General features: G+C 46.6%; 9 protein-coding genes. 3 read left to right on the forward strand and 6 right to left on the reverse strand.

Going from position 1 to position 11283, the window contains the following annotated elements:
- The first annotated feature begins 276 nt into the window (after positions 1-276).
- Positions 277-1878, forward strand: coding sequence for a peptide chain release factor 3 (prfC, locus tag PMG71_RS14575; protein WP_283754430.1), 1602 nt, complete (start codon positions 277-279; stop codon positions 1876-1878).
- Between the two features lie 311 nt (positions 1879-2189).
- Here prfC and moeB read toward each other — a convergent pair whose 3' ends face one another.
- The 5 genes from moeB to PMG71_RS14600 all read right to left on the reverse strand — a co-directional run bounded on the left by moeB (position 2190) and on the right by PMG71_RS14600 (position 6823).
- Positions 2190-3362 (reverse strand): molybdopterin-synthase adenylyltransferase MoeB, encoded by a 1173-nt coding sequence (gene moeB / locus PMG71_RS14580; RefSeq protein ID WP_283754431.1) that lies wholly within the window; start codon positions 3360-3362, stop codon positions 2190-2192.
- A gap of 45 nt (positions 3363-3407) precedes the next feature.
- On the reverse strand, positions 3408-3893 hold the full coding sequence (locus tag PMG71_RS14585; RefSeq protein ID WP_283754432.1) for a M67 family metallopeptidase: 486 nt from the start codon (positions 3891-3893) through the stop codon (positions 3408-3410).
- Between the two features lie 51 nt (positions 3894-3944).
- A complete protein-coding gene (locus PMG71_RS14590; protein ID WP_283754433.1) occupies positions 3945-6176 on the reverse strand; it encodes a Calx-beta domain-containing protein in 2232 nt (743 codons plus the stop codon).
- A 79-nt stretch (positions 6177-6255) separates the two neighbouring features.
- Positions 6256-6558, reverse strand: coding sequence for a type II toxin-antitoxin system RelE/ParE family toxin (locus PMG71_RS14595; protein ID WP_283754434.1), 303 nt, complete (start codon positions 6556-6558; stop codon positions 6256-6258).
- Positions 6545-6823 carry a type II toxin-antitoxin system ParD family antitoxin gene (locus PMG71_RS14600; RefSeq protein WP_283754435.1) on the reverse strand — a complete coding sequence of 93 codons (279 nt, stop codon included), beginning with the start codon at positions 6821-6823 and terminating at the stop codon, positions 6545-6547. The genes PMG71_RS14595 and PMG71_RS14600 overlap by 14 nt, the downstream gene beginning before the upstream one ends.
- Positions 6824-7080: 257 nt before the next feature.
- Here PMG71_RS14600 and PMG71_RS24155 point away from each other — a divergent pair, with 257 nt between their 5' ends.
- A complete protein-coding gene (locus PMG71_RS24155) occupies positions 7081-7218 on the forward strand; it encodes a type II toxin-antitoxin system Phd/YefM family antitoxin (RefSeq protein ID WP_430541015.1) in 138 nt (45 codons plus the stop codon).
- A gap of 169 nt (positions 7219-7387) precedes the next feature.
- Here the strand turns inward: PMG71_RS24155 and PMG71_RS14605 are convergent, their stop codons facing one another.
- Positions 7388-9760 carry a hypothetical protein gene (locus tag PMG71_RS14605; protein WP_283754436.1) on the reverse strand — a complete coding sequence of 791 codons (2373 nt, stop codon included), beginning with the start codon at positions 9758-9760 and terminating at the stop codon, positions 7388-7390.
- A gap of 263 nt (positions 9761-10023) precedes the next feature.
- Here PMG71_RS14605 and PMG71_RS14610 point away from each other — a divergent pair, with 263 nt between their 5' ends.
- On the forward strand, positions 10024-10935 hold the full coding sequence (locus tag PMG71_RS14610; RefSeq protein ID WP_430541016.1) for a cell division protein FtsX: 912 nt from the start codon (positions 10024-10026) through the stop codon (positions 10933-10935).
- The last annotated feature ends 348 nt before the right edge of the window (positions 10936-11283 follow it).

Consider the following 11283-nt stretch of genomic DNA (forward strand, 5'->3'; position numbering starts at 1 on the left):
CAGCCCCCACAAGCAAAGACTTTGAGTGAGTGAAGCAAAATACTTACAAGTAGCCTGAATGGTGGCAACACCGGACAGAGTAGTGGGAATTGGCATCCCCTATCGCGCAACACTGGTATTCGACTAAAAACGGTATTGGGAGTTGTGGTTCGAGCAATGTCCAACGGTGGATATCTCCTTTTAAAGAATCCTCGTACCTTTAGGTCGAGGAGTGTCAAAGATCTTTAGTGCTAGAGCTAACTCTTGTTCTCACTCTGTGATTAATTCTTATTCCTAATGTCTACCGATCTATCTACGGAAATTCAAAAGGCGGTTTACAGCCGACGTAATTTTGCGATTATTTCTCACCCCGATGCGGGGAAAACCACGTTAACAGAAAAATTGCTGCTCTATGGAGGGGCAATTCATGAAGCGGGAGCAGTTAAAGCTAGGGCAAGTCAGCGCCGAGCTACGTCGGATTGGATGGCCATGGAGCAACAGAGGGGAATTTCTATTACTTCGACGGTGCTACAGTTCCAGTATCAGGACTGTCAGATTAATTTGTTGGATACTCCGGGACACCAGGATTTTAGTGAAGATACTTATCGCACGTTGGCGGCTGCGGATAATGCGGTGATGTTGGAGGATGCGGCTAAGGGGTTGGAACCGCAAACCCGCAAGCTGTTTGAGGTTTGTCGGATGCGGAAGATTCCGATTTTTACGTTTTTTAATAAGATGGATCGCCCCACCCGCGAACCTCTAGAGTTGCTGGATGAGATTGAACAGGAGTTGGGGTTGAAAACCTATCCGGTGAATTGGCCCATTGGTACGGGCGATCGCTTTCAAGGAGTATACGATCGCCGTACTCAGGAAATCCATCTGTTTGAACGCAACGCCCATGGTAAGCGAACAGCCAAGGATACCATGATTCGCTTGGGCGATCCGCGCATTGAGGAGTTGCTCGACCAGGATTTGTATTATCAGCTCAAGGAAGATTTGGAATTGTTGGAGGGGTTGGGGTCAGAGTTTGACTTAGAAGAGATCCATGCGGGAGAGCTGACTCCGGTGTTTTTTGGTAGCGCGATGACCAATTTTGGCGTGCAGTTGTTTTTGGATGCCTTTTTAGACTATGCCCTGAAACCGGGAGAGCGCAAAAGTTCTGAGGGCTTGATGTCCCCAGAGTATCCGGAGTTTACGGGGTTTGTCTTCAAGTTGCAGGCGAATATGGACCCGAAACATCGCGATCGCGTGGCATTTGTGCGAGTTTGTACGGGTAAGTTTGAAAAAGATATGACGGTAAGTCATGCCCGCACAGGGAAAACGGTGCGCCTATCCCGTCCGCAAAAACTGTTTGCCCAAGACCGGGAATCGGTAGATGTGGCTTATCCGGGAGATGTGATTGGCTTGAATAATCCGGGGGTGTTCGCGATCGGAGATACGATTTATACGGGAAAAAAATTGGAATATGAAGGGATTCCCTGTTTTTCGCCAGAATTATTTGCCTATTTGAGAAACCCCAATCCCTCCAAGTTTAAACAATTCCACAAAGGGGTAACCCAATTGCGGGAAGAGGGAGCGGTACAAATTATGTATTCGAGCGATGAAGCCAAGCGCGATCCCATTTTAGCGGCTGTGGGCCAGTTACAATTTGAGGTCGTACAATTCCGACTCCTGAATGAATATGGGGTAGAAACTCGCACGGAACTCTTACCCTATTCAATAGCGCGATGGGTGTTGAATGGTTGGGAATTTTTAGACAAAATTGGCCGCTTATTTAATACGATGACGGTTAAAGATAATTGGGATCGACCGGTGTTGTTGTTTAAGAATGAGTGGAACTTGCAACAAGTGCAGGGGGATCATCAGGATCTGAGATTGAGTGCGATCGCCCCCTTCTAGGCTTTTGATGTATTAGAGGAGTGCGAGCATCTTGCTCGTTTTGTTCCTGATATCAAATCTGGAAAATTGTTCCTGATATCAAATCTGGAAAATTGTTCCTGATATCAAATCTGGAAAATTGTTCCTGATATCAAATCTGGAAAATTGTTCCTGATATCAAATCTGGAAAATTGTTCCTGATATCAAATCTGGAAAATCAGTTACAAGATGTCCTTGCAAACGGAACAGAGATACTCCATCTTGTACCGATCGCCTTTTCCTTGCCACCTTGACAGGGCTGGGTGGGCATTGCCCACCCTACCGGCTAAAGATTAATACTTGGGCACAGAAGGATCGACTTCTTGACTCCAAGCCGTAATTCCGCCTTTAATATTAATCCCTTCAATTCCTACTTCTTTTAGAATAGCCAAAGCTTTAGCCGATCGCACTCCCACCTTACACAAAGCCAACAACTTATGGCCATTGTACAATTCCTTCACTTTTTCAACCCCTTTGCCTTCTTCAATCTCCGGTAAAGGAATCAAAACCGAACCCGGAAGTTTAGCAATATCATACTCATGGGGATTTCTGACATCAAGTAACAGAATATTGTCTGCACCACTATCGAGAAGGGCTTTCAACTCTGTCACCGTCATTTCTGGAATCGCTGATTGCTCTTTTGCCTCCTGTTCCCTGGCCTGGGGAATGCCACAGAACTGCTCGTAATCGATCAGTTTTTCGATTACCGGGCGCTCTGGATTCGGTCTTAATTTCAGTTCCCGGAATTTCATATCCAGAGCATTATAGAGCAGTAAACGACCGCTTAAGGTGGTTTGAGAACCCAGGATAATCTTTACCGCTTCCGTGGCTTGAATCACCCCAATAATTCCCGGCAAAATCCCTAAAACGCCCCCTTCTGCACAAGAAGGAACCATGCCCGGCGGTGGGGGTTCCGGATAGAGGTCGCGATAGTTGGGCCCCCCTTCATAGTTGAACACGGTCGCTTGTCCTTCAAAGCGGAAAATTGACCCGTAAACGTTGGGTTTATCGAGTAAAACACAGGCATCATTGACCAAATAGCGGGTGGGGAAGTTATCAGTTCCATCCACTACAATGTCATAGGGTTCAACGATCTGGAGCGCATTTTCTGAACTCAGGCGCGTCTCGTACAGATCGACTTGGCAGTAGGGGTTAATTTCATGAATTCGGTTTTTTGCCGATTCAATTTTGGGTTTGCCCACCCAAGATGTGCCGTGAATGACTTGACGTTGAAGGTTGGAATGATCGACGATATCAAAATCAACAATACCAATACGTCCGACACCGGCTGCTGCCAGGTAGAGCAGTAGAGGTGAGCCGAGGCCCCCTGTACCGATACACAGAACACTGGCCGCTTTGAGGCGTTTTTGCCCTTCCAGTCCAATTTCTGGCAAAATTAGATGGCGAGAGTAGCGTTCGTACTCTTCTGGGATCAGTTGAATATCGTCCAGATTAGGATTGAGCATATAAGTTTAGGGGACAAGTTGCAAGAATTTCCCTTATGGAGTCTTTTATTGTAACCCTGTCTTTCTCTCGTCGGCCTTTGTGTTAAGAATGTTTTCGAGTGGCGAGGGTTGGAATTGATGATTGGTGTCTAAAACCCAGTTTTTGATGCTGGTGGCCTGTCCTTGGATGACGGAGACGATGATATAGTTATAATCTGGCCAAGCGAGGAGGCGATCGCACTCAGACGGTATAGCCGGATGATCGGGATGAGAATGATAGAATCCCACGATCTGGAGATTACGAGAACGGGCATCTTTTTGTAACTGTAGCAGAGTTTGGGGGGCGATCGCATATCGCTCCCTCTTCGTCATCCCCCCCATCCCCATCTCCTCCAACCACTCTGCCATCTCCTCATTCCAACCATTCTCCGTCCGCACCACCTCCACCAACACCCCCTCAACCCCACCCAACAGCACCCCGCAGCACTCCTGCGGATAACACTGCTGGGCATGAGCAATTATCATCTCTAGATGTTCAGATCTCACCTTCATATCCAGTCCAATTAAACTTCAGTGCGAGCGTCTCGCTCGCTAGAAATTAACCTACACCGTTATGGAAGTACCAGGGGCAGCAAACACATCACCTGCCACTAGTGGCGTTCCCGGTGATGGCGGTAAAGTCGTATTCTTGAAGTTACCAACAGCATTCAACGTACCCGAACCATCATGAACAATAGCATATATTCCATTCGGCAGATTTGTCCCTGAATTTAACCCCCCACCCACAGCAATTCCGTTGTTAAAGGTATTTCCACTGTAAGTTACATTACTAACATCTGCGTTTTCTCGAATGGCTAGACCCGTTCGCGTTTGGTCGATAGTATTACCAGAAACTCCCATTGTTCCCATAAATCCACCATCACGCAATCGAATCCCCCCATTATTCGGATTTCCTGATGTATTGGCATTAGTAATCTGGTTGCCAGAAATAGTGAGATTTTGCGCGGTAAACCCGGCTACATTATTAGCAACCTGAATTCCATCTTCCGTCGTATTAGTAATCCTATTATTAGAAAGAGTCCCTCCCACAATACCACTGACATTAATGCCCCGACTCCCTACCCCCGTAATATCCTGAATGTCATTATTCGTAATCGTTAAATCTGTAACTCCTAACAAGAAAATTCCATTGGGATTGACTACATTGCTACCTCCTGTTACATTACGAATCAAGTTATTCGATATCGTCAAATTTTCCGTCTGGTTTAACGCTGGATTCGTTTGCACTGGATTGAAAATCGCTTGTTCATTCGTCACGTTTTCAATGATATTGTTAGTAATGAGTGTGTTATTCCCAGCATTTAAGGTATTAATGCCAATAATGCCATCTGGCGGATCAACGTGGAAACCATCAATTTCTACAGCACCTGTGCCTGGCCCTACACCATCAAAAGAAATAGAACCGGTGGGAGAACCGGTAATATTGGCTTCTGGATTACGAGTTGCATTTCCAGCCACCCCCACGTTGGGGCCTTGCAAACGGATAGGACGGTTAATCACTACATGCTCGGCATAGTTTCCATCTCCTACCAGCACAATTCCAGGATTCGCATTATCTCCACCTGCTGGTTGAATCCCATTATTAATCGTCCTAAACGCATTGAGACCTACAATAGCCTCACCTCCAGCTACCGTATCCCCATCCGTATAATCATCATCTACATAAATAGTTTCATTATCATAGATTGTCGCTTGCCCAGCATTGGGTGTACCCACCACATAAAACCCACTAGCCTCTAGAGCTAAATCAACCGTTTTCGCCCCATCAAATAACAAATCATCAATGGGATTAACTGTAATCACCACTTGGGTTTGACCCGCCGGAATGGTGACGCTACCACTGAGGGATTCATAATCTGTACCATTGACCCCTGTACCACCAAGGGTGTAGTTCACGGTCAGTGCAGCTTCTGTACTGCCTCCAGTACGGGTGACCGTGAACGTGGCAGGTTTAGGTGTGCCGCTTGCTGGGTCATTTTCTGCGGCGACTCCATCGGTTAATTCCAAGGTGACGGTTGAAGGAACGGGGGGAGGAATTGGAGTCGGTGTTGGGGTTGGGGTCGGTGTTGGGGTGGGTGTGGGTGTTGGAGTCGGGGTTGGTGCAGGAATTGGATTTAAGTTGGTGGTAAAGTCGGCTTCTGTAATCTGATTCGGATTCACCCCAGGTAAGATCATCAAATAGTTACTGGTTACCCCGTCTTGAATTACGGTTGTGCCGGTATATGGCCCCGTTCCGGCAGTAATCAACAGGTGTTCAAAGGCTAAACCGGGTTCTAAACCGAGTAAATCTTGGCCATCTTCAAAATCGTCGGCAATATCGGCATCGGTGATTAAGGGGCCGCCTGTGGTGGGGGGTTGGCCAAAGATATTGCGTCGGCCCATGACAAAAATATCTTGGCCGTCACCACCCACCAGGCCATCTGCACCTAAGTCTCCATGGAGGACATCATTGCCTCTGTCGCCGAATACCAGGTCACTATCTTGACCACCATAGAGGATATCATTCCCCTGACCGCCATAGAGGGTATCACTCCCCTGATTCCCATTCATCAAATCTTCATCCTGGTTGCCAATCAGGATATCGTTTCCCTGTTCGCCGAAAATGCTGTCGTTGTTCTCATTGCCGGATAACAGGTCATTGCCGAAATTCCCGAAGATTAGGTCACCGCCTTGCTGGGAAAATACTGTATCATTGCCAGCGAGTAAAAAGATTTGGTCGCTTGCTGGGGTTCCGACAATGAAGTTATTGCCGGGCATACCGTTGATGACTGCCATGGGTTCACGTCCTCACCCTAACCACTAGCTTATTTTAGCCGAATCTTGAAGCTTGTCACGCGATCGCCTTGTTTTATTGCTAATTGTCAGGATCTACAAATACTGATTCTAAATTTCGATATCCACTCACAACCCTTACAATTTCAACTTCTTCTAGTTTGATTAGATAGAAAACAATATAATCATCCACAATCATCCCCTTTAAGTTAGGCATAATCTCCTGGTAGTTCTTCCCCATGTTAGGAAACGTCACTAATTTTCTACATTTATCGGTAAATTTCTGAATAAATCGTTCACCAGCTTCAATACTAAAATTGGCTAAATAGTCAGAAATTTCATCAAGATCCTTAATGGCTTCCTGAGAAATACTATACCTCTTCATTAATTAGCCCTTGACGCATTTCCTTGAACTTGTTTTGCAATTGTGCAACCACAACTTCGCCATCAACTTTTTCTCCTTTTTCTAGCTGTTCAATTCCAATCATGACTTTTTGTCGAGTTGCCTGAATCCATCGCTCATACTCCTGCTCTTGTTGTTCTAACAGTTGCAGCGCTCTGTCAATAATTTCTTGACCATTGACATATCTTCCTTTGCTAATTTGGGATTGAATAAATTTTTCTTGTTCCGGAGTTAAAATAATATTCATGACATCAGCAACACGGTTTACTAAGCTTATTTTAGCCGAATCTGGATTGTTGTCACGCGATCGCCTGCTGTGATTATAGACTAGAATCAATTGGATACCGATAGCGACTCATTTAAGCAGGCGACAAGGAGTCCGGGCAATGGATGCAATGACGACTGAGCAAGCGCAACAGGATTTAGATAGTGTGATTGTAACGTGCGATCGCCGATAGTGAACCGATCATTCTCTGCAATGATAAAGGGGAAAGAGCAGTATTAATGTCTCTTGATGAATTTACATCGTGGAAAAAAAACCTATATCTCTTATCTAATCCAGCGAATACAGCTCATCTTTTAAGTTCCATTGAATCTGCTAAAGCAGGTAAAGTTATTGAACGGGAACTGATTGAAGAATGAATCTCACGTTCGCCCAGCAGGTGCTGCATTTTTCATTTGGATCTTCAAGACAGGAAAAATCTGGCTTCAGGAGAATCTCACAGATATCGTTGTTATAGATAGTCAAGGTGGGCAGGACAACAGTTGTAGAAGTTACATTATGGCTGATTATCCTGCCCACTCTACCTAACTACATTAAGGTTATGGTATTACCAGGAGCAGCGAACACATCACCAGCTACCAGATCATTAGTTCCTGGCGTTCCTGGTAGAGTTGTATTTTTGAAGTTTCCTGCGGCATTCAATGTACCTTGTCCATCATGAACAATAGCCCATATTCCATTAGGTAAAGCTGTGCCTGAGTTTAAGGCACCACCAACAGCTACGCCGTTATTAAATGTATTACCAGTGTAAGTAACATTACCAACATTTGCGTTATCTCTAATGAACAGACCATTAGCAGTTTGATCAATTGTATTACCTTCAACGGTTACTTGACCATTACTTAGCACTACCCCATTATTATTGTCTCTCAGACGAATAGCAGAGTTAGTTGGATCACCAGCACGATTAACCATGGTAAATTGGTTGTTATTAATAGTTGCAGTTGCACCTGCTTTCAAACCAGCAATCTGAATCCCCTGGCTATCAACATTGGTTAAAACATTTTCATTCATGCTGATCGTACCACCCACATTATCCAGCAACAAACCAGGAGCATCTTGACTGCCATCTCCAATATTCTGAACTACATTACGAGAAATGGTAATACCATCGACATCTTCGATAAACGCAGCCCGTCTCCCGTTACCTGTGACATTGCGAATCAAGTTATCCAATATCCTCAAGTCTCGCGTCTGGTTTAACGCTGGATTCGTTTGGGCAAAATTGACGATCGCCGATTCGTTATCCACATCTTCAATGATATTGTTGGTAATTAGCGTGTTATTCCCAGCATTTCGGGTATTGATCGCAATTTGGCCGTCTGGGGGGTCAATCAGGAAACCATTAATTTCGACCAGGCCTGTACCTGGGCCTGTAGCATCAAAGGTAATAGAACCATTACCATTTACTGGGTCTACTAGGTCTCTGATATGTGCTTCTGGATTACGGGTGGCATTTCCAGCCACTCCTACATTAGGGCCTTGCAAACGGATCGTGCGGCTAATTGATACAACCTCCGGATACTCTCCAGCCGCTACGATAACAATTCCAGGTTCAGCATTGGTCGCTGGGGGAGGCTCATTATTACCACCAGCCACTTGAATGGCAGGGTTAATCTCCCTAAAGGCGTTGAGACCGACTACCGCTTGATCGCCTTGAGCGCCACCGACTGTATCGTTATCAACATAGTCATCATCAACATAAATGGTTTCGTTGTCGTAGATGGTGGCTTGAGCGGCATTATTTGCTGGGTCAACAATATAAAACCCACTTGCCGCTAGAGCTACATCAACGGTTCTCGCTCCATCCTCAAAGTCAACATTATCAATAGGAGTCACGGTAATGATTGCTTCTGTTGCACCAGCAGGAATGGTGACGCTACCACTGAGGGTTTGATAAGAAGTACCGTCATTTGGCGTGCCGCCAATGGTGTAGTTTACCGTTAGTGCTGCTTCTGTGCTTCCTCCTGCACGGGTAACCCTGAAACTAGCTGTATTGGTTACATCGCCTTCAAATGCTCTTCCATCTATTAACGCCAGGGTTACTGTAGAAGGGACGGGAGGCGGAACGGGTGTCGGGGTGGGTGTTGGAGTCGGTGTGGGTGTAGGCGTGGGGGTTGGGGTTCCTCCGGTGATGGGGTTAACTAGGTCTAGGGTAAAGTCATCGGTGGTGAGTTGGCTGGGATTGATACCGGGCAGCAAGGCCAGATAGTTACCGGTTACTTGGTCTTGAATCATGGTTCCGCTAATGCTGCTGCCATCGGGATAGACGATGGTATCGGCAAAGAAGGAGAGTTGACTAAACTGTAGCCCTTCTTGCAGGCCAATCAGGTCTCCTCCATCAGCAAAATCGACAATAATATCAGCATCTACTTTTTGCGGGCCTCCTGTGGTGGGGTTTTGGCCGGCTACACTTTTGTTAGAGAGGACAAAGATATCGCGACCGGCTCCCCCTGTGAGGGTATCGGGGCCGAGGTCGCCAAAGAGGGTATCATTTCCTAGGTCTCCAGAAAGGAAGTCTGCGCCTTGCCCTCCATAGAGGGTATCTTGGTCTTGTCCTCCGTAGAGAATATCATTACCCATGCCTCCTAGGAGTTGGTCGTTTCCTTGGTTGCCGAGTAGGGAGTCATTCCCTAGGTCTCCAGAAACAATGTCATCTCCTAGATCTCCGAGGAGAGTATCATCGTCTTGTCCACCAAAGAGGGTATCATTATCCGTCCCTCCTCTGAGACTGTCATTACCGGTGTTGCCGGAGAGGAAATCGTTGCCTTGGTTGCCCGATAGGAAGTCCCCTGATTCTCTGCCTTCGAGAAAATCGTTTCCTTCTAAGCCGAAAAGATTGTCGGAACCGGCGGTTCCCCGTAAAAGGTCGTTACCAGGAGTTCCAAAGATTGTTGACATTTGTTCACTACCTCACCGTTAGGACTTGTTTATTTTAGATGACAACTCCCAGAAAACCTAGGGGAGCGCTGTGGCCTGATTCCTAATTGTATGCTTGGTTCTCCCCCATCAACACAAAATTTTCGCGGGTTTCCGGAAATCTGCTGATTTTTTGGGGTGTTGGGGGACGATCGCCGTTAGGTCAGAGTGGATGGTTACTGTTTCTGGGTCACAAGATAGCAGGTTTATGGTAATTTTCAAAGCGACTGGCTTTATCAATGGGGATTTTGCTGATGGTGGTTAAGTTGGGCTATCTGTGGAGTGAGGTACAGTTGGGGTTGCGCCGTGGGGGATGGATGAATTGGGCGGCGATTAGTACGGTGACGGTGTTGTTATTTTTGTTTGGCTTGAGCTGGCAGGTGGCTTGGCAATTAGAAGGTTTGGTGAATCAGTTTGGGAGTCAATTGGAGGTGTCGGTATATTTAGATTCAGATTTTCGGGCGAAGCCTTTGGTGACACAGGTGGCGGAGCTGCCGGGGGTGGTGCAGGTGGAGGATATTGCTAAGGAGAAGGCTTGGATGGAGTTGTTGACGGAGTTGGGGTTAAGTTCTCCGGATGGGGCTACGGAGATTTTACCGACGAATCCTTTGGTGGATGAGCTGAGGGTGAGGGCGGAGTCTCCAGAGGCGCTTAGGGGTTTGGTTCCCCAGTTAGAGCAGTTGTCTGGGGTGGATGAGGTGATTTATGGGGAAGCAGCGTTAGAGATGCTCTCAACGATTAATCGGGGGTTGCGGATTTTGAGTTTGGGGATCACGATGGTGTTAATGGTGAGTGCGATCGCCGTCATGACCACTACCATTGAGTTAATTGTGGTCTCCCGTCGCCGAGAAATCGAGATCATGCACCTGGTGGGTGCTTCTCCCTGGTGGATTCGCTTACCCTTTATGATCCAAGGGGTGATTCTTGGGGGTGTTGGGGGGGCAATTGCCTGGAGCATCGTTCAAGGGTTTGAGCAACTCTCTCTCAAGGTATTTACCCAAGAGTTATCCCTGATTCCTATGCTCTCCCACCTTCAGGACTCCCATTGGCATATCTATACGGATACCAAAACTTTATTTTTCCTACTCCTAGTTTTCGGCGCATTGGTTGGTGGATTAGGGGGATGGTTAGGATTACGTCGAGTATCGTGTGATTAGGTTAGGAGATGGAATTATATCAAGTCCGGATAAAGGGTGATATCAAGTCCGGTTTCCGCAAGCGGACATGAAAATTTGTTAAGAAGCGGGCAAGATGCCCGCACTCCTCTAATCCCTTGATATTGCTGGAGTGGGAGCGTCTCGCTCCCTAAGTTTTTAATCATGGTATTTCCGCTTCGCGGACATGAATAAGCGAACTTGATATGAAGAAGCGGGTAAGATGCCCGCACTCCTCTAATCCCTTGATATTGCTGGAGTGGGAGCGTCTCGCTCCCTAAGTTTTTAATCATGGTATTTCCGCTTCGCGGACATGAATAAGCGAACTTGATATGAAGAAGCGGGCAAGAT

The organism is Roseofilum acuticapitatum BLCC-M154, assembly GCF_030068475.1.
GTDB lineage: Bacteria > Cyanobacteriota > Cyanobacteriia > Cyanobacteriales > Desertifilaceae > Roseofilum > Roseofilum acuticapitatum.

Coding starts and splice junctions, on each gene's coding strand:
- prfC (WP_283754430.1), top strand. CDS start 277: ATGTCTACCGATCTATCTACGGAAATTCAAAAGGCGGTTTACAGCCGA.
- moeB (WP_283754431.1), bottom strand. CDS start 3,362: ATGCTCAATCCTAATCTGGACGATATTCAACTGATCCCAGAAGAGTAC.
- PMG71_RS14600 (WP_283754435.1), bottom strand. CDS start 6,823: ATGAATATTATTTTAACTCCGGAACAAGAAAAATTTATTCAATCCCAA.
- PMG71_RS14590 (WP_283754433.1), bottom strand. CDS start 6,176: ATGGCAGTCATCAACGGTATGCCCGGCAATAACTTCATTGTCGGAACC.
- PMG71_RS24155 (WP_430541015.1), top strand. CDS start 7,081: ATGTCTCTTGATGAATTTACATCGTGGAAAAAAAACCTATATCTCTTA.
- PMG71_RS14585 (WP_283754432.1), bottom strand. CDS start 3,893: ATGAAGGTGAGATCTGAACATCTAGAGATGATAATTGCTCATGCCCAG.
- PMG71_RS14595 (WP_283754434.1), bottom strand. CDS start 6,558: ATGAAGAGGTATAGTATTTCTCAGGAAGCCATTAAGGATCTTGATGAA.
- PMG71_RS14605 (WP_283754436.1), bottom strand. CDS start 9,760: ATGTCAACAATCTTTGGAACTCCTGGTAACGACCTTTTACGGGGAACC.